The organism is Aliidiomarina sanyensis, from assembly GCF_003987175.1.
GTDB classification, from domain to species: Bacteria; Pseudomonadota; Gammaproteobacteria; order Enterobacterales; family Alteromonadaceae; genus Aliidiomarina; species Aliidiomarina sanyensis.
Genome location: NZ_PIPM01000003.1, coordinates 135610 through 154550, shown reverse-complemented (window position 1 = coordinate 154550; position 18941 = coordinate 135610). Strand labels below are relative to the sequence as shown.

Sequence of the window (18941 nt, the reverse complement as noted above, 5' to 3'; positions counted from 1 at the left end):
CCTAAGACGCAACATCACAATAACGATACTCACACAGGATGCATACCATGAAGCGAACTGGAGCTTTGTTGGGGAGCACCGTATTGGCAGCGACTGTGGCATGGACAAGTGCCGCAGGACAAACGACGCCAGTGCAAGGCCTCTATCAACACAACCCAACCCTGATTGCATTAACCAATGCAAGCTTGGTCACCGAGCCCGGCCAACGAATCGAGAACGCGACACTTGTGATCGAACACGGAAAGATCCGTTCCATCGAACGGAATAATCGTGCTCCAGCGGGAGCGCGCGTGATCGATGCTTCTGGGTACACGCTGTATCCTGGCTTTGTTGATCCTTTCTCGAATTATGGGGTTGCTGCACCGGGCCGCTCGCAAAATACGGGCCGGAGTACGGCACCGCAATACACCAACGAGCGTGAAGGTGGCAATGCGTCAAATATGGCGATCCATGCTGAGCGGGAATGGTTTAGTACGTTCAAAGCGGATAAAGACAGCGCGAAAGGATATGTAGAGCAAGGCTTTACCACGGTCCAGAGCGCGCGTCTTGATGGAATCTTCCAAGGGCGCGGCACAACGGTTTCATTAGCCGATACGTTACCTAATTTCGCAATCTACAACCCGCGCACACGTCAATTTGCTTCCTTCGACAAAGGAAGTTCAACGCAACAGTATCCAAATTCCCTGATGGGAAGCATTGCATTGATTCGTCAGACACTGTCAGATGCCCGTTGGTACGGCCAATCACAAGGTCTCCAAGGCAGTGAGGGACGTATCGAATTCAACGCAGCGCTTGCGGCGTTGCAAAACCTGCAAGAGCAAGGTGTTATTTTCCATACCACGAACGAGCAAGACTTGTTGCGTGCAGCTCGGGTCTTTGGCGAGTTTGAGGTACCGATCACTGCCGTTGGTTCGGGCTTTGAATACTCGCGTGTGGCAGAGATCAAGGCGAGCAACGCACGCTTGATTCTCCCGTTGGACTTCCCTGCAGCACCGGATCTATCCGAGCAATTCTCGGAACTTGACGTGCCGATTGCTGATTTGCGTCATTGGGAACGTGCTCCTGCGAACCCTGCAATTCTGGCAGGTGAAGGAATTGAATTCGCGTTTACGCTGCATGGGATGGAGCGTCGTCAGGACTTTTGGCCGAACGTGCGTAAAGCGGTCGAACATGGCTTGAGTGAGCAACGTGCGCTCGCCGCACTGACGACCGTGCCTGCACGAATGGCCGGAGTGGCTGATCAGAGCGGTAAAATCGCACCTGGCTTCCACGCTGATTTTGTTGTCGCGCGCGGTAACTTGTTTGAGGATGGAGAAATTGTCTCCGTTTGGTTGCGTGGAGAAGAAACCCGTCTGAAGGCGATGCATCCGAGTGATGTGTCGGGTACTTACACATTCAGTTTTGATAGCGTCGAATTTACCCTCGAACTGCAAGATAACGACCGCCTGCAAGGTTCGTTGAAAGTGGGTGATGAGAGCACCCGCTTACTGAACGCCGCGAAATCGGACGACCGCGTGCGGTTCAGTGCAGACTTAACTGAGTTGGGTATGCCAGGTATTTTCCGCTTCTCGTTAGAATCCAGTGCCTTGAATCAACTGACAGGAACCGTGCAAGATGCGATGGGACGTGTGCATGGGGTTAGCGCACAAGCAAGTGGCGAGGCTCGTGAGGAGTCAACGTCCTCAGAGCGCACTTCATCACGTCCAGAATATGTCGGTCAAATGACGTTCCCGAACATTGCTTTTGGCCGCACGGCAACCCCTGAACAGCAAAATCTGCACATCCGGAATGCAACCGTATGGACAGCAGATGATCAAGGTATTCTTGAAAACGCAGATATCATCGTGCGGAACGGCCAAATCCAGCGAGTGGGACAAAACTTGTCAACGCCGCGTGGCTACACCGTTATTGATGCCACGGGGATGCATGTTACGCCTGGAATTATTGACGAGCATTCACACATTGCTATTTCACGGGGTGTGAATGAGGGCACTGAAGCCATTACATCCGAAGTTCGGATTGGTGATGTTGTAAATCCAGATGATATCCACATCTATCGTTCCTTAGCGGGCGGTACAACGGTTGCGCATCTCCTGCATGGCTCGGCCAACCCGATTGGTGGACAGGGGCAAACGATCAAACTCCGTTGGGGTGAGAGTGCGGAAAACATGAAGTTCACTCAAACCCCTCCAACCATCAAGATGGCACTGGGTGAGAACGTCAAACAAAGCAACTGGGGTGATCTGTATACCGTACGCTACCCGCAGACTCGCATGGGGGTTGCTACATTGATTCAAGACGCATTCCAGCAAGCTCGCGAATATCAGCAAGCGAAACGGGACTATGAGCGTTTAAGCCGTGCAGAGCGCCGCCGCACTGCGCCGCCACGCACGGACTACCGCTTGGAAGCCTTGGCTGAAATCTTAGACAACGAGCGTCATACGCACGTGCACTCCTATGTCGCTTCAGAAGTGCTGGCGTTGATGGACGTGGTTGAGCAGCTCGGCTTCCGCATTCACACATTTACTCATATTCTTGAGGGGTATAAGGTTGCTCAGGAAATGGCAGAGCATGGCGCACGTGCATCGAGCTTTGCGGACTGGTGGGCCTTTAAATTCGAGGCTTACGATGCGATTCCTCACAATATGTGTTTGATGATGGATGCAGGTGTTCTGACCAGCATTAACTCGGACAGCAATGATTTACAGCGTCGGATGAATACTGAAGCAGCGAAATCTGTTCGTTACTGCGGTATGGATGAACACGAAGCATTTAAGATGATCACGTTGTATCCAGCGAAACAGCTTGAGATCGATCGCTACGTGGGTAGCATCACCGCAGGCAAGCACGCAGACTTAGTGTTCTGGAACGCCCATCCGTTGTCGGCATACGCGCAAGTCCAGCAGACATGGATTGAAGGTCGGAAGTTCTTTGACCGTGAGGAAGATCAAGCGAAACGCGAAGCGCTAGAACAAGAGCGGCAGGCGTTGATTCAGAAGGTTCTGGCGGCGGGTGCGGAAGCGAACCGTGGTAACCGATCAAATTACCGTCAGCAACAACCTACCTGGCACTGCGAAGATAACCACGATGTTTGGTTGGATTGGTTTGGTGCACATGGACATACACACGGACACAACCACGCAGGAGGAGCGCACGAATGAAAAAATTAGCGATAGTAATTGCGCTAGCATGCAGTGCTGGCTTGGCTCAGGCTCACAATGTGGTACCGGGTGCTGCGCAAGATGGGGCAGTTTTACTGCAAGGGGGAACAGTCCATACGGTTACCCGAGGAACCTTGGCGCAGACTGATGTGTTGCTGGTTGATGGCAAAATCTCCGCGATAGGGCAAAATCTTGAAGCACCTGAGGGGGCGCGAGTCATTGATATTCGCGGGCAATATGTCTACCCGGGAATTATCGCCCTAGATACAACCCTTGGCTTAGTGGAAATGTCTCAAGTACGCGCTACGGTGGATACCAATGAAGTCGGCAACATTACCCCCGAGGTTCTTGCGCATCATGCCTTCAATGCAGACTCTGAGATTATTCCGACGGTCCGATATAACGGAATTACCCACGCGCAAATTGTGCCACAAGGGCCAATGTTGAGAGGGCAATCGAGTTTGATGCAGCTCGACGCATGGAACTACCGCGATGGCCTCGAAGCTGGGCCATTGGGAGTCCATCTGACGTGGCCTCGTGCGGGTCTTAATACCGCGTGGTGGGAGCGACGCTCCCCCGAAGCGCAACGACGAGCAAATGCTGAGCAGCTTGAAACCTTGAAAGAGACGTTCGCGCTAGCCGAGGCGTACCATAAGGCGCGCGATGCGGGTGCCCAAAATCGGATTGATCAGCGGTGGGAAGCCATGCGAGGGCTCTTTACCGGTGAGAAAAAGCTATTTGTGCATGCGGATGATCGACGTCAAATTGAACAGGTTCTTGCGTTCAATCGCGAGCATGGTTTTGATGTGGTGATCATGGGAGGCCGTGATTCATGGATGATCGCTGAGGCTCTGGCTGAAGCGAACGTCCCTGTGGTGTTTGGTGCGCCCTATGGGCTTCCGACGCGCGTAGATGATGCCTACGACACCGCGTTCACCACACCGGCGAAGCTCGCTGCCGCTGGAGTCGATTTTGCTATTGCCTATCCGGGCTTTTGGGATACCCGAAACCTCGCGTTTGCTGCAGGGCATGCGGTGGCCTTTGGCTTGGATTATGATGCTGCGGTGACGTCCATTACCTATGGGCCGGCGAAGATTCTCGGTGTTGAGGATCGGATTGGTTCAATTACCGAAGGCAAGCAGGCGACTTTGATTGTCTCGGAAGGCGATGTCCTTGATCATTTAGGACAGCGCATTTCCTACATGTTCATTGATGGTCGTGAAGTGGATTTGAGCAATCGCCATCGTCAGCTTTATGAGAAATATCGTGAACGTTTGAACGCTGAATAGTGTGGTCTTATCGTTCCTCGCAAAGAGCGCCCAAGTCGGCGCTCTTTTTCGTTCCGTTTGAGGGGCCCGATCACTCAATAAGAACGAATAGTTGCAGTGATTCTTAAAAACGACTAGAACAAATATGAAATGCGTCATACAGTGGATGGACGACACCCCATAAACAATCTTCTAAGCATAGGAAAGCGATCATGAGTTTGTTGACAGAATTTGCGAATGACGGAAAGCAGTTTGTCATTCATGTGAAGGGCAAATTTGATTTTGGGATGGTACATGATTTCCGGCAATCCTATGAAGGACTTACCGAACGCGTCAGTTCGGTTGTAGTCGATTTTCGTGAGACTGAGTACATTGATAGCTCGGCCCTTGGCATGCTACTGAACATGCGAAAATCACTCGGTGCGGGCACCCGGACCATTCATTTAATTAATTGTCGGCCGGAAGTACGAAAGATCTTAGATATCTCGCGCTTCGATAAGCTTTTCGTGATTGAATAGACCTTGTGCGCGTTTTCCTGTTCGATTCCGGTGATTCATGGATAGCTGAATTTTCAGCGATGTTGGCCGACCTCACGTTGGACGTGATAATCAGCGCCCAACCTCCTGCACTCGAGAGCGATGGGTTTGGACCTCCGCTTGATATTATTTTCCTGCCGTATTCCAAGTTGGACGACTTCACGCAATGGCGTGAAAAAAATCGCGGACCGCAACGATCATCCGTCAACTCGTTGAATCAACCCGAGTTGGTGATTTGGCTAGATTCAGACGAGACGGTAGCCGAATCGCACGTCCCCGACGTTCACGACATAATCTGTGTGCCATGTTCGCGAATAGAGCTTGAAATTCGCATCCGAAATTATCGGTCGTTACGCGAGGCGAAGACGACGAATGCGGATCAAGCCCGTCGGTTGACATGGCATCGTGAACGCATGGTTCAAGAGCATAATATTGTTCAGAACATGTTTGCGAATGCATTTAGTCGACACTTGGTCGATGACGACCATGTTGAAACATTTTTGCGGCCGCTTTCGAATTTCAATGGGGATCTATTTCTTTTAGCTCGGGGAGGCAGCGGAAGCCTCTACTTTATGCTTGGAGATTTTACTGGGCACGGATTAGCGGCCGCGATCGGTACCATTCCCGCATCGCAAACCTTTTTTGCGATGGCCAAACGCTCGGCCCCCGTAAGTCAAATGGCTCAGGAGATTAACCGCCAGCTATACCAATTGCTGCCAAGCGATATGTTTTGCTGTGCACTGATTCTTGAGATGTCAGCGACGGGAGACCGGATTAATTGGTGGAGTGGCGGGATTCCGCCTGCAGTGATGGTTGCACCCGATTCTCATGAAGTAAGCTATTTGGAGCCGCAGCATGTTCCACTCGGTGTTTTAGGTCCTGCTGAATTTGACAGCGGTATTATTTCAATGCGAGTACCCCATCGGACGCGCATTCTTGCTTTTACCGACGGATTAATCGAATTAGGTATCCATGAGGGGAAGCCATTGCAGATCGAGCAACTGCTGTCGGCCGGTCAAAAAAATGACTGGGACATGTCCAGAATGACTGAATGGATTGAAGACAAGCTCGCAGAGACTGCTCCCCAAGATGATCTCTCGGTGGTTATGCTAACTTGCTCACCCACCGGATTTCATGAGCAAAAAGGCAAGGATAACCTGACGAAACTGCCATTCGCTCTGAAAGTTACAGTGGGGCCAAATGAAGCACGCACGCTCGACCCGATTGCCGCAATTTTGCGTGGTTTATCTCAGTTTGATGGGATGGAGCGGTTTCGTCCACGTCTCTACACGGTGCTCTCCGAGGCGTACAATAATGCGCTTGAGCACGGCGTGTTGAGAATGTCTTCGAAAAGTAAAGGGGAAGATAACGGCTTTGAAAACTACTACCTTGAGCGCTCAAAGCGTCTATCGCGCCTACAACGGGGACAGATTGACATTGAATTGAGGTACGAGCCTAAGCTTCAAGCTATTCAGGTGAAAGTCCGCGACAGTGGCACGGGCTTTCGTTTTGATGAAATGGCGTGTGATGCACTCGACCAACATCGGGGAGAAACAACGTTTGGGCGAGGCCTGCATTTAATTCGTGAGCTGACTCGGGATTTGCGTTGGACCGAGGAAGGACGCTGTATTGAGTTTTCTGTCCCCTTGGAGGACATTTAACCCCCAGCCAGCTTGACTGTGAACCCTTGTTGTTCCAGATAAGCTTTGCACGCTTCGCGCTGGTCCCCCTGAATTTCAATGACGAAATCTTTTACACTGCCGCCAACCCCGCAGCGTTGTTTTAATGCTTTGGCAAGCTGCTTGAGCTCTGCCTCAGACTGCTCGATTCCCGCGATAGTTGTTACACCTTTTCCTTTCCGGCCCTTGGTCTCCCGGCGGATACGGACCACGCCGTCACCGCGCGGAGGACGTTCTTCTTCGGCTTCGGGTTCAATTCGACCGGCATCGGTAGAATACACGAGTTGAGACAGTTGGTCTTTCAACGACATCGATGGCACCTCTTCTTGACGAGTCATCACATGGAATGATGGCGCGTAAGTTTGACAGAATGAATAGATACTGACAATCTTAGTCCATAATAGAATAACGAATTTCAGGGGCAATGTTCGCACCCGAATTCAGGTAACAGGCCAATATTCTCATGAAGCTGCAACAACTGCGCTACATCGTTGAAGTCCTCAACAATAATTTAAACGTTTCAGCCACGGCAGAGAGCCTATACACGTCTCAGCCTGGGATCTCAAAGCAAGTCCGTATGCTTGAAGATGAGCTCGGTATTCAAATCTTTGGGCGTAGTGGTAAGCACCTCACTCACGTAACGCCGGCCGGACAGGATGTCATAAGGATTGCCCAAGAAATTCTTTCGAAAGTGGAGGGGATCAAAGCGGTTGCGGCGGAACACACGCGTCCGGATCAAGGTAAATTAAATGTGGCCACAACCCATACCCAAGCGCGCTACGCATTGCCCAAAGTCATTCGCCGCTTTATTGAGAAATATCCGAGCGTTTCGTTGCATATGCATCAGGGCGGCCCTCAGCAAATTTCTGAGGCGGCGGCAAAAGGGCATGCGGATTTTGCGATTGCCACGGAAGCGCTCCATTTGTATCAGGATTTGATTATGTTGCCGTGCTACCACTGGAACCGCAGCATTCTTGTCCCACCAAATCACCCATTAACCAAGCTGGAACATGTCAGCATTCAAGATGTAGCGAAGCATCCATTGGTGACTTATGTTTACGGCTTTACCGGTCGTTCTCGGTTGGATCAAGCCTTTAATGATGCAGGCTTGAAGCCGCAAATCGTTTTTACCGCGACCGATGCGGACGTCATAAAAACATACGTGCGGATGGGGTTGGGAATTGGTGTGGTGGCAACCATGGCGTATGAGAAGCAAAAAGATAGCGATCTCGTCGCGATTGATGCAGCGCATCTATTCCGCCACAGCACCACTAAGATTGGGTTTCGGCGAGGTACCTTTTTACGTAGTTATATGTATGATTTTATTGAAGAGTTCGCGCCACATCTCACGCGTGATGTGGTGGATAAGGCGATTGCTTTACGCAATCATGAAGACATTGAAGCGATGTTTAAAGACAAAGAGCTGCCCACCTACTGAGCAGCGCCTTGATCTATCATTCAGTCAAAACCGACTAACACTCGATAATGTTCACCGCGAGACCGCCCCGAGCGGTCTCTTTATATTTGGTTTTCATATCATTTCCGGTGTCCCACATTGTTTTAATCACTTTGTCGAGGGATACCTTATGGTCGCCACTGCCCCGCAATGCAAGGCGGGCTGCGTTGATGGCTTTGACAGCGCCCATTGCATTTCGCTCAATGCAGGGCACCTGAACCAGCCCCCCAACGGGATCGCAGGTTAAGCCCAAATTATGTTCCATACCAATCTCTGCGGCATTCTCGACACGGTCAACGTTTCCACCCATGAGTTCGGCAAGGGCACCCGCAGCCATTGAACAGGCGACGCCAACCTCACCTTGACACCCAACTTCCGCGCCACTGATCGAAGCATTCTTTTTGTACAAAATGCCAATTGCCGCTGAAGTCAGCAGGAAGCGGGTTACAGCGTCCTCATCGAGCGGCTGGATGAACTTGTCGGCATATTTCATAACGGCTGGAATAATCCCAGCTGCACCGTTTGTTGGGGCGGTGACCACACGTCCGCCAGCCGCGTTTTCTTCGTTGACAGCCAACGCGAATAAACTGACCCAATCCATCACTTGCATGGGATCGGCTGATTTTTCAGTTTTTAGGGTTTGGTACAAATCAGGGGCGCGACGTTTCACACGGAGCCCGCCGGGCAAAATGCCTTCTGTGCGAATTCCACGGTCTATGCATTCATCCATTGTCTTCCAGATGTGCATCAGTCCTTGACGAATGTCAGCTTCACTGCGGAAAACCAACTCGTTCTTTAACATCAGAGAGCTAATGCGAAGCCCATGCTCTTTACACTGAGCAATAAGCTCGGCAGCACTATCAAACGGATAGGGTATTGGTTTGCTGTCCTGCTCAATGGCTTCTTCGAGTGTGTCGTCGAAGTCTTTATCCCGCACAATAAAGCCACCCCCAATGGAGTAGTAAAGGTCTTTGAAAAGCACTTTATCGTCTTGATAAATGCGCAACTCCATTGCATTGGCATGTTTCGGTTTGGTTTTTCGTCGATGGAAAACAATGGCACCTTGCTTCGGAAAGCGCACTGGGAATTTACCAAGCAGCGCAAGTTGTTCATTTTTTTCCACTTCGGCAAGGAATGCATCGACGCGGGTTGTATCCACCGTTTCAGGCGATTCTCCAGCCAAACCGAGGATCACTGCTTTCCCCGTGCCATGGCCCTTGCCGGTTTGCCCAAGGGAGCCAAACAGCTCGACTTCCACATGCGTGACATCTGCGAGTCCGACTTCACGCTCGGCTTGAAGGAGAAACTCACGGGCGGCACGCATCGGGCCGACAGTATGCGAGCTCGAGGGGCCGATGCCGACTTTGTACATGTCGAATACACTGATCATATCGTGTGGTACTCCAATCAATTTGATGTCAGTAGTGTGGGGATTCTCGCGCGTGTTCGCAAGTCCTAGCGGACTGGTCGGTACAGCGCTTGTCGCTCAGGGTAGAGGTGATCCGCGAGACGGCGAATAATAGCAGCAGTTGCGCCCCAAATCACTTGCCCATCCAAGGGAATAAACACGAGTTCGTGATAGATGGCCCGATCAATAGGCTGAATAAAATGTTGCTCATGCTGAAGTACGCGGGCAAGTGGCACGCGCACAATTTCTTGCACCTCACCCGGCTCGGGCGCGAGTTGAACATCAGGCGCAATAAAACCCAAATAGGGGTGAATCATATACCGAGTTAACACCGGTTGTGGCGGTAAAGTTGCGATGACTTCGACTTGGTCTGGTCGAAGACCAATTTCTTCTTCTGCTTCCCGCAATGCGGTGGCCATTAAATGAGGATCCTCATCATCGCGGCGGCCGCCGGCGAAACAGATTTGATGAGCATGAAAACGAAGATTGGCTGAACGCCGGGTTAGAATCAGATCCAGACCATGATCGCGTTCTTGCAGTGCAACAAGCACAGCAGACGGACGGAATCCGTGCTGCATTTCGGGCGATTGCCATGGGACGTTTGGCTGAGGCCGCAAATAAAATTTTTGTAGAAACTGCTCACGATGCATAGATAGCCTCACTTCGTCGATAGCGACAAAGGCCCAGATAGTTCTGCAAGAACGGGAAGAATACGGGCCACCTTATCAAAGGTCTCCTGATATTCATTCGCGGCATCAGAATCGATCACAATGCCTCCACCGGCCCAACAATAGAGCGTTTGGTCTGCAGCACACAGTGTCCGAATGGTAATACTGGTATCCGCGTGGCCGTGTTGACTAAAATAGCCAATACTGCCGCAATAGACCGACCGACGATGGGGTTCAAGCTCGTCAATAATTTCCATTGCACGAATTTTTGGCGCGCCCGTAATCGAGCCGCCAGGAAACGCAGCTTTGATCAGTGTGAGAGCGTTTTCAGTCGGGGCGAGTTGTCCGCGCACCGTACTTACTGAGTGATGGACTGCGTGAAAGGACTCAATCTTAAAGAGCTCTGGAACGTGCACACTTCCTGGTTGACAAACTCGGCTTAAATCATTTCTCAGTAAATCTACAATCATCAGGTTTTCTGCCTGATCTTTGGCGGACGCTTGCAAGGCCTCTTTGCTGGCTTGATCTGCGCGCGGATCTGCGTAGCGTGGACGGGTGCCTTTGATCGGTCGTGTTTCCACGAGACCGCTGGGACTGACTTCGAGAAAACGTTCAGGACTGACACTCAAGATCTGACCTTCGGGCAGATTAAAGTAGGCAGAAAATGGCGCTTGGTTCGCATCACGTAGTGCGACATAGGCGAGCCATGGATGGCCCGCGAAATCTGCGGCGAAGCGCTGAGCGAGATTGATTTGATAGCAATCGCCAGCTCGCAGATAGTCATGGATCTGGTTGATTCTCGCGTGGTACTGCGTTTCACTCAGATTACTTTGCCAGGACGAGCGTAAATGAAAACGGGAGAAATGCGGCGTGGACGCAGTCCAGAATTCGCTCGGTGAAACCTTGCATTCTGCCGGTGTGACGGCGGTGACGCGTTTTAGTTTATGATCAATCACCAGTGCATAACGGTAAAAGCCAACCGCGATATCAGGAATGGGCAGGTCTCGCTTTTGATGCGCGGGAAGGCGTTCAATGGCACGTCCAGCATCGTAACCGAATAACCCGGCGAGCCCGCCTTGAAACGGGATATCTTCATTCGCGATGGACTGCTCGGAGCGAGCAGGGAGCCACTGACTGAGGAAGGTAAATGGATCGTCGCCGGTTGCTTCATTCAGTGCATCGTGGGTATAGGTGTAGGTCTTGTCCGGTTGCCGGAGCAGGATGGCAAACCGGCTATTTGGGTGCTCCGCACCCGCGGAATCTAACAACAGAGCCCACGGCTCATTGGCAAAGGGCGCAAACACTGCAAGTGCATCGTGCCAATCGGCGTAGGGTAATGAATGAAAAGCTACAGATTCTGACATGGTTCCTGTCTGGCTAAACTGGCGACTCTTAGGATAAGAGAGTATCATAGCGAGCGTTTTTTCAGTATACGCTTGATTGGCCGCAAGAGGTTTTCCGATGGCAACAATTCGACAGCAAGATTTCATCGACAGCATCGAAGATGCGCTCCAGTTTATTTCATATTATCACCCGCTCGATTTCGTGAATGCGCTCGCTGAAGCCTACGAAAAAGAACAATCCGAAGCCGCAAAAAACGCCATTGCTCAAATGCTGGTGAATTCACGGATGTCCGCTCAAGGGCACCGACCGTTATGTCAAGATACTGGAATCGTGACGTGTTTCGTTAAAGTTGGGATGGATGTGCGCTGGGATAAAACCGACCTGACTGTGCAAGAAATGGTGGATGAAGGAACGCGCCGAGCCTACTTGAATCCGGACAACCCGCTGCGGGCATCGATTGTTGCAGACCCCAACGGTGCGCGCAAGAATACCAAGGACAACACGCCGGCTGTCGTTCATATTGACATGGTGCCGGGTGGTGAAGTGGAAGTGATGATTGCTGCCAAAGGCGGTGGCTCTGAGAATAAAACCAAGATGGTCATGCTGAATCCAAGCGATTCCATTGCGGATTGGGTGGTTGAGACGCTCCCTAAAATGGGTGCAGGTTGGTGTCCACCCGGCATGCTAGGGATCGGAATTGGTGGTACAGCGGAAAAATCAGCGGTCTTGGCAAAGGAATCGTTGATGGATCCGGTCGACATTCAGGAGCTCATCGCGCGGGGCCCACAAAATGCCGATGAAGCACTACGCCTCGAGATCTACGAGCGTGCCAACAAGCTGGGAATTGGGGCGCAAGGACTCGGCGGGCTCACCACTGTGGTGGATGTGAAGGTGAAATCCATGCCAACCCATGCTGCCTCAAAACCGGTAACCATGATTCCAAACTGTGCGGCAACACGTCATGTGCATTTCCATCTTGACGGTTCCGGCCCGGCCGATTTGCAGCCACCGAAACTGGAAGACTGGCCCGATATTACGTTTGAAGTGGGCGATAATGCACGCCGCGTTAACCTTGATACGCTGACCGCTGCCGACGTGCAGGACTGGAAAATGGGTGAGACGGTATTACTAAGTGGCAAGTTGCTCACGGGGCGAGATGCAGCTCATAAGCGCATCAAGGACATGCTCGACAAAGGCGAGCCGCTGCCGGTTGATTTTACCAATAAGTTTATCTACTACGTCGGCCCTGTGGATCCGGTTGGCGATGAGGTTGTGGGACCAGCGGGCCCGACGACAGCAACTCGGATGGATAAGTTTACGGACCTGATGCTTGAAAAAACCGGCATTATTGGCATGATTGGAAAAGCTGAGCGCGGTAAGGCAACCGTTGAAAGTATCGCGAAACATAAAGCCGTCTACTTGATGGCTGTGGGTGGTGCCGCGTATCTCGTGGCAAAAGCAATTAAGAAAGCCAAAGTGGTGGCGTTTGAAGACCTCGGAATGGAAGCTATTTACGAATTCGAAGTCGAGGATATGCCAGTCACGGTTGCAGTCGATAGCACGGGCTCGAATGCGCATGAGGCAGGCCCTGCCATTTGGGCAGTGAAGATTGCGGAACTTGAAAGTTAACCGCTGAGATCAAAACGAGGTGTTCGCACCTCGTTTTTACTTTTACCTGTTTGAACACACGGAATCATTGATGATGAGTGCAGATAGCGTTATTTGGATGGTCATCACGGGTGCTGCGGGGCTCGTTGTGGGCGGTGGTCTCGTGGGCCTGAGTATGCGAATGTTGGTGCAGCGTGAGCGGGATGAGGTACAACGGGCGCGGGACGAGCTTGAACGTCAGAAAGATGTTGAGCACCGTTTGCGGGATGAGCACCACGCGTTGCGTGAACGCCTTGAACAGGTGCAACGGGAGAGTCATCAGTTTTTTACCGAGCTAGAAAAGACTCGCTTGGGTGCCGAACGAGAGCAAAAACATTTGGAGGAAAAGCTGGCGCTTCTGCAACAGAGCGAAGTGCGCTTGCAAAAAGAGTTTGAAAATCTAGCGAATCGGATTTTTGAGCAAAAATCCTCAGCCTTTGAAACGCGTCAACAACAAACTCTGACCGCGACCCTCAAGCCGCTCAAAGAGCATCTCGATACCTTCCGAAAGCAGGTGAATGAGCAATTCACCGAAGAAACAAAACAACGCTCGAGTTTGCAGCGCGAGATATTGACGCTCAAGGAACTCAATCAGCAAATGGCCTCAGAGGCAGAGGCGTTAACCCGCGCTTTGAAAGGCGATAGTCGTCAGCAGGGCGCATGGGGCGAGCTGGTCCTCGAACGTATTTTGGAGCAATCGGGATTACGTGAAGGGCAGGAATACAGCACGCAAGGGCAGCATCAGAGTGACGAAGGTAAACGCTACAAGCCCGACGTGATTGTCCATTTGCCAAATCAGCGGGATGTAATTATTGACTCCAAAGTCAGTTTGGCGGCTTATGAGCGCTATTTTAATGCAGACGATGACGGTGTGCGGGAAAAACACTTAGATGACCACGTCGCGTCATTGCGTAATCACATTCGTGAGTTGGGGAAAAAGAATTACCAACAGCTAGAAGGGGTGCGTACCCTAGACTACGTTTTGTTGTTCGTGCCGGTTGAACCCGCTTTTTTACTTGCGGTTGATCGTGATCCAGAACTCATTCGGTTGGCGCTTGATAACCAGATTATGTTAGTGAGTCCGACCAATTTGTTGGTCGCACTGAGAACCGTACACAACATCTGGCAATACGAGCATCAGAGTCAAAACGCGCAGAAAATTGCAGCAGATGCCGGCAAGCTCTACGACAAATTTGTTGGCTTCTTGGAAGATCTCAACAAGATCGGTGGGTCTTTGGATACCACTCGCAAGCACTACGAAAATGCATTGAATAAGTTATCGACGGGACGAGGAAACATTGTTGGTCGGGTGGAGAAATTTAGGCAGCTTGGGGTGAACCCCGCGAAACGGATTGACTCGGCCTTATTGAACGATGATGACGAGGATGAGAGTCCGGCACTCGACGAAAAATCTTAGAATGTATATCCCACGGTAAGCATCACGCCGCTGAAGCCAAAGAATGTGAGCTCAGCGGCTGCATTGCGATACTGCGCCCCAATCATAGGAATCACGGCTGGTGCAATCCCGAATTGGTTAAACGGGATTTTGTCGCGAAATTCACCGCGATATCCGTGAATAACACCAGCGGTTACTTTGGCGTATGTTTGTACTTCACGCTGGCCGACCGCATACGCGAGAAGCTCTTGACGAATCCCGCCGTACAGGTAGATAGATTTTTGATCAAATGAATTCCGGAACCATGCTCCCCCAATAAACGGGCGCGCGTTCCCCATGTAGTCGTGGAACGGCTCCAGATACTGTGGGGAGAAGGAGTCGCCGTACCATTCAAACCCAATCAGATTCTGGGTGTTGTTATGTTCAGGCTTTGGGTTAAAGTGAGTGGTCCAAAGGGAGGTATGCACTTGAAAACGAAAATCATCGGGATCAACTTCACTGCCTTGCGCGGCCTGCGCCCAAAGCACGGATGTAAATGCCATCGATGTGAGTAATTTTCCATGCATAAGCGCGTGCTTTTTCACGTGCTTGGACTCCTTTTTCGGTAGACCGCAATCAACTTAAACGTCAGTAATTGACGTGGATTCTTACCTCTTGAACCGCAGGTCGAGACGTCGCAGCCTATATCGCCTGATTACGAATGGCCTTTTTCATACGCTCAAAACAAGCAGATCAGACCACGATCTTACGAATCCTCGATGATCAGAGCAAGAATTATCGTGTAAGGAAAATGTAGAGATTTACGTCTTTTGTGCGTTCTAACGGGCCTAGATATGTTGTATCGGCTTCCCTTTTCGCTTTACACTGAGAATTGCGAACACCGAGGAATACGGATGTCATGCGATTAAAACATATTAAGCTAGCGGGCTTTAAATCATTCGTTGACCCGACCAAAGTTGCTTTTCCCGAGCAGATGACCTGTATTGTCGGGCCAAACGGCTGTGGCAAATCAAATGTCATTGATGCGGTGCGCTGGGTTCTGGGAGAAAGCTCTGCAAAAAACTTGCGTGGCGATGCCATGACAGACGTTATTTTTAACGGCTCTCAAGCGCGAAAGCCCGTTTCTCAAGCTAGTGTCGAATTGGTTTTTGATAATACCTCCGGACGTGTGCAGGGAGAGTTTGCAAGTTTTAATGAAATCTCGGTAAAGCGCGTGGTCACACGCGATGCCCAGTCAACCTACCTGTTAAATGGCACCAAATGCCGCCGACGTGATATCACGGATCTCTTTCTCGGGACCGGGCTCGGTCCGCGCAGTTATGCGATTATTGAACAGGGCATGATTTCTCGTCTGATTGAGTCTCGTCCGCAAGAATTGCGTGTATTTATTGAAGAAGCAGCAGGGATTTCTAAATATAAAGAGCGACGTAAAGAAACCGAGAGCCGAATGAACCGCACTCGGGATAATCTCGAACGTCTCGCTGACGTGCGCGAGGAACTCGGACAACAATTAGCTAAATTACAACGCCAAGCAGCGGCGGCTCGCCGCTATCAGACCTTAAAAGCAGAAGAACGTGAGCTCAAAGCGCAACTGCAAGCCCTGCGCTGGACTCAGTATCAAAATCAATGTGATCGCCTTGAACATCAAGTTCAGAAGGAAGAAGCGGAACTTCAGAAATGGGTTGCAGAACAGCGCGGCAGTGAACGGGGACAGACGGAGCTGCGTGAGCGGGAAGCTGACTTAAAATCTCAGGTTGATGAGATACAGCAGACCTTCTACCTCGTGAATACGGAAATCACCAAACTCGAACAACAGATCCAGCATACGCGTCAGATGAATCAGCAACGCGAGCGACAAGGACACGAATACCGTGCGCAGCGCCAACAGCTACAAGAACAAGCAGCACAAGACGAGGCCATGTTGCTGTTACTCTCTGAGGAAATGGCAGAGCAAGCGTTCCAGCTGCAAGAAGTGAGCGAACAACTTCAAATTGCTCAGATAACGCGAGAAGAAGCAGAGCTTGCCTATGAAGCCTGGCAAGAAACGGTCCAAGAGCTGCGGGAACAGCATGCGGAGCGCTTGCGTGCAATCTCACTGTTGGAGGCTGAGCTGCAGTCTGCTGCCGATCTTGAAGCGCGCGTGCGACGTCGTTTGGCGGGGATTGCAGAAGAACGTGCTGAATTACCCCCAGCGGATGACCTGCATCGCACTGAGTTGGCGAATCAAGTAACAGAACAGATGCAAGTGCTCGATGACTGCGTGGAGATGGTCCATAGCAAGAAAGCCCAAATTGCTGATGTAGAAGCTCAGCTCCAAGTGCATCAAATGGAGCAACAACGGGTGCAGAATGAGTCAACGCAGATGCAAGGTCGGATCGATTCCTTGAATGACTTGCTGGCCAGCCGCGTTACATCTCAGGAGCGTGAGTTGGACCCTTGGCAAGGGAATAAAACCGCGCTGGGTCGACTACGGGAATTTCTTGACGTACCGGAGCGTTTTCGACCGGCCGTCGAGCAGCTGTTAGACCCTTGGCTTACTGCGCCTGTTTATCAGGAAACGCTTCCGCGTGACGCGATAAACGTGAATGTGTTAAGTGTTCATCCGGTTACCGACCGAACCGATCAAACATCCACTCTCGCTCATTTTGCGCGGGCTGATGTGAAATCATTGAGTCTGTTAACCCGATTTGGATACGCGGATACCGCCGAGGATGCACTCGCACTCCTTGATACCCAAACAGATATTCTGGCAGTGGCGTTGCCCGAGGGGCAGATTCGTGGCCGGGATTGGGTGTTGATTGGAGGCCATGAGGGATCGCAACTAGACTGGCAAGCGCAACGGGATGCGTTGATCGACAGACAGTCGGAACTGAGAGTATCCCTCGAACAGATAACAGCCAAAGTCGAGCAGGCGCAGCAGGCGCTTAGTGAGTATCGCCATGCGCTTGAGCATTGCCAAGAGACCCAACAAGCAGCTCGAACGCGTTTGGTGCAGTTGCAAGAGCGTTTGCAAACTGCAGAACGGGAGCACGCTCAGCAGGAACTTCGCGTGGCTCGATTGCAGCAAGAGCAAGAAGAGCTTGAATCGCAGCGGGATGTTTTAGTCGAAAAACAGATTCAAGGTTCTGAAAGGTTAGAGCGTCATAAGGAAGAACAACAAAACGATAACCCGGCACTTGAACAAGCGCTACGTGAAGGCGAAACCTTACAAGCCGCTCGACAGCAAGCGGCACATACATACCAATCGATTCAACAGCAACAACATGAGCGACAAATGCAACGGTCGCAGCTTCAAAGTAAGCAAGAACATACCGAGCAAACATTGCGCCGGGTACAGCAGCAGACAAGGGATTTGGAGCAGCGCCTTGCAGAACTTGCGGATATTGATGAAGCCGTTGCAGAGATAGCCTTACTTGAAGAAGACTTGGCGGAGCAACTGGTGCAACGAGAGTCTGTGGAAGGCTCATTGCGCGAGATTCGTGAGCAATTAGCGGAAGTTTCCGGTGAACTGGGTATCTTGAATCAAGGACAGAGCGCTGTTTTAGAGAAGATCGCCCGACAACAAGAACGTGTGCAGAGCGGAAAAATGGAATTGGCTGCGGCCCGTGAACGAGGTCATGCGTTGCTCGATGGACTGAAAGACATGAATGTGAGTCTGAAGTCGGTCCTTGAGACGATGCCCGAGGAAGCGGAAGAAAAGACATGGCAAGCGCGCCTTGAAGATACCAGTCGGAAAATTGCTCAACTGGGTGCAATCAACCTCGCAGCCCTCGAAGAAGTGGAAGTGCAAGCTGAGCGCAAGGCGTACCTCGATGCACAACATGAAGACTTAAGTGCATCCCTGCAAACGCTTGAAGATGCTATTAAGAAAATCGATCGTGAAACCCGGCAGCGTTTCAAAGTTACTTTTGATCAAGTTAATTCAGACTTACAAAAGCTATTCCCGAAAGTCTTCGGAGGCGGGCATGCGTATCTGGAATTGACTGATGACGACTTGTTGGAAACCGGGGTCACGATCATGGCTCGTCCGCCGGGTAAAAAGAACAGCACGATTCATTTGCTGTCGGGTGGAGAAAAAGCGCTGACGGCCTTGGCGCTGGTGTTTGCCATCTTCCGTCTAAATCCAGCACCATTCTGTCTGCTCGATGAGGTGGATGCACCACTTGATGATGTGAACGTGGGTCGTTTCTGTCGGTTGGTCTCTGAAATGTCAGAAAGTGTTCAGTTTATTTATATCAGCCACAATAAAATTGCGATGGAAATGGCAACACACCTCTCGGGTGTGACCATGCAGGAGCCGGGAGTATCGCGCTTAGTGGCAGTCGATGTTGAGGAAGCGTTGGCGATGGCCGAAGCGTAACCTTACTATAAATTCCTT

General features: G+C 51.2%; 13 protein-coding genes. 8 read left to right on the top strand and 5 right to left on the bottom strand.

The annotated features are described in order from the left end of the window. Positions 1-47: 47 nt before the first annotated feature. From CWE11_RS04395 to CWE11_RS04380, 4 genes are all read left to right on the top strand, one after another. Positions 48-3161: an amidohydrolase family protein gene (locus CWE11_RS04395; RefSeq protein ID WP_126776395.1), complete on the top strand. Its 3114-nt coding sequence runs from the start codon at positions 48-50 to the stop codon at positions 3159-3161. Further along, complete coding sequence (locus CWE11_RS04390) at positions 3158-4450, top strand: amidohydrolase family protein (protein WP_126776394.1); 1293 nt, start codon at positions 3158-3160, stop codon at positions 4448-4450. Before CWE11_RS04395 ends, CWE11_RS04390 begins: the two co-directional genes overlap by 4 nt. A 191-nt stretch (positions 4451-4641) precedes the next feature. Beyond that, on the top strand, positions 4642-4947 hold the full coding sequence (locus CWE11_RS04385) for an STAS domain-containing protein (protein ID WP_126776393.1): 306 nt from the start codon (positions 4642-4644) through the stop codon (positions 4945-4947). Positions 4948-4952: 5 nt separating this feature from the next. After that, positions 4953-6626 carry an ATP-binding SpoIIE family protein phosphatase gene (locus CWE11_RS04380; RefSeq protein ID WP_126776392.1) on the top strand — a complete coding sequence of 558 codons (1674 nt, stop codon included), beginning with the start codon at positions 4953-4955 and terminating at the stop codon, positions 6624-6626. On the opposite strand, the gene yciH is transcribed toward CWE11_RS04380, so the two are convergent. Continuing rightward, a complete protein-coding gene (gene yciH / locus CWE11_RS04375; RefSeq protein WP_126776391.1) occupies positions 6623-6955 on the bottom strand; it encodes a stress response translation initiation inhibitor YciH in 333 nt (110 codons plus the stop codon). The two genes, CWE11_RS04380 and yciH, sit on opposite strands and share 4 nt — an antisense overlap. Before the next feature lie 152 nt (positions 6956-7107). Between yciH and cysB the strand changes: the two genes are divergently transcribed. Then, complete coding sequence (cysB, locus tag CWE11_RS04370; protein WP_126776390.1) at positions 7108-8082, top strand: HTH-type transcriptional regulator CysB; 975 nt, start codon at positions 7108-7110, stop codon at positions 8080-8082. A 34-nt stretch (positions 8083-8116) separates the two neighbouring features. Here cysB and CWE11_RS04365 read toward each other — a convergent pair whose 3' ends face one another. The 3 genes from CWE11_RS04365 to pabB form a co-directional block, all read right to left on the bottom strand. Then, positions 8117-9490: an L-serine ammonia-lyase gene (locus tag CWE11_RS04365; protein WP_126776389.1), complete on the bottom strand. Its 1374-nt coding sequence runs from the start codon at positions 9488-9490 to the stop codon at positions 8117-8119. Between the two features lie 65 nt (positions 9491-9555). Further along, positions 9556-10158 (bottom strand): CoA pyrophosphatase, encoded by a 603-nt coding sequence (locus tag CWE11_RS04360; RefSeq protein ID WP_126776388.1) that lies wholly within the window; start codon positions 10156-10158, stop codon positions 9556-9558. Between the two features lie 8 nt (positions 10159-10166). Then, complete coding sequence (gene pabB, locus CWE11_RS04355) at positions 10167-11540, bottom strand: aminodeoxychorismate synthase component I (protein WP_126776387.1); 1374 nt, start codon at positions 11538-11540, stop codon at positions 10167-10169. A gap of 97 nt (positions 11541-11637) precedes the next feature. On the opposite strand from pabB, the gene CWE11_RS04350 reads away from it, so the two are divergent. Continuing rightward, positions 11638-13149 (top strand): fumarate hydratase, encoded by a 1512-nt coding sequence (locus CWE11_RS04350; RefSeq protein WP_126776386.1) that lies wholly within the window; start codon positions 11638-11640, stop codon positions 13147-13149. Positions 13150-13219: 70 nt separating this feature from the next. After that, entirely contained in the window at positions 13220-14584 is a 1365-nt protein-coding gene (rmuC, locus tag CWE11_RS04345) for a DNA recombination protein RmuC (RefSeq protein WP_198675592.1), read from the top strand. Here rmuC and CWE11_RS04340 read toward each other — a convergent pair. Continuing rightward, positions 14581-15147 carry a sn-glycerol-3-phosphate transporter gene (locus tag CWE11_RS04340; protein WP_241971722.1) on the bottom strand — a complete coding sequence of 189 codons (567 nt, stop codon included), beginning with the start codon at positions 15145-15147 and terminating at the stop codon, positions 14581-14583. The genes rmuC and CWE11_RS04340 overlap by 4 nt on opposite strands. 314 nt (positions 15148-15461) lie before the next feature. On the opposite strand from CWE11_RS04340, the gene smc reads away from it, so the two are divergent. Then, positions 15462-18923, top strand: coding sequence for a chromosome segregation protein SMC (smc, locus tag CWE11_RS04335; protein ID WP_126776385.1), 3462 nt, complete (start codon positions 15462-15464; stop codon positions 18921-18923). Positions 18924-18941: the final 18 nt, after the last annotated feature.

Excerpts from the sequence above, each read along its gene's own strand:
- CWE11_RS04350 (WP_126776386.1), top strand. The coding sequence starts at position 11,638 with ATGGCAACAATTCGACAGCAAGATTTCATCGACAGCATCGAAGATGCG.
- pabB (WP_126776387.1), bottom strand. The coding sequence starts at position 11,540 with ATGTCAGAATCTGTAGCTTTTCATTCATTACCCTACGCCGATTGGCAC.
- CWE11_RS04360 (WP_126776388.1), bottom strand. The coding sequence starts at position 10,158 with ATGCATCGTGAGCAGTTTCTACAAAAATTTTATTTGCGGCCTCAGCCA.
- smc (WP_126776385.1), top strand. The coding sequence starts at position 15,462 with ATGCGATTAAAACATATTAAGCTAGCGGGCTTTAAATCATTCGTTGAC.
- rmuC (WP_198675592.1), top strand. The coding sequence starts at position 13,220 with ATGATGAGTGCAGATAGCGTTATTTGGATGGTCATCACGGGTGCTGCG.
- cysB (WP_126776390.1), top strand. The coding sequence starts at position 7,108 with ATGAAGCTGCAACAACTGCGCTACATCGTTGAAGTCCTCAACAATAAT.
- CWE11_RS04385 (WP_126776393.1), top strand. The coding sequence starts at position 4,642 with ATGAGTTTGTTGACAGAATTTGCGAATGACGGAAAGCAGTTTGTCATT.
- CWE11_RS04390 (WP_126776394.1), top strand. The coding sequence starts at position 3,158 with ATGAAAAAATTAGCGATAGTAATTGCGCTAGCATGCAGTGCTGGCTTG.
- CWE11_RS04395 (WP_126776395.1), top strand. The coding sequence starts at position 48 with ATGAAGCGAACTGGAGCTTTGTTGGGGAGCACCGTATTGGCAGCGACT.
- yciH (WP_126776391.1), bottom strand. The coding sequence starts at position 6,955 with ATGTCGTTGAAAGACCAACTGTCTCAACTCGTGTATTCTACCGATGCC.
- CWE11_RS04365 (WP_126776389.1), bottom strand. The coding sequence starts at position 9,490 with ATGATCAGTGTATTCGACATGTACAAAGTCGGCATCGGCCCCTCGAGC.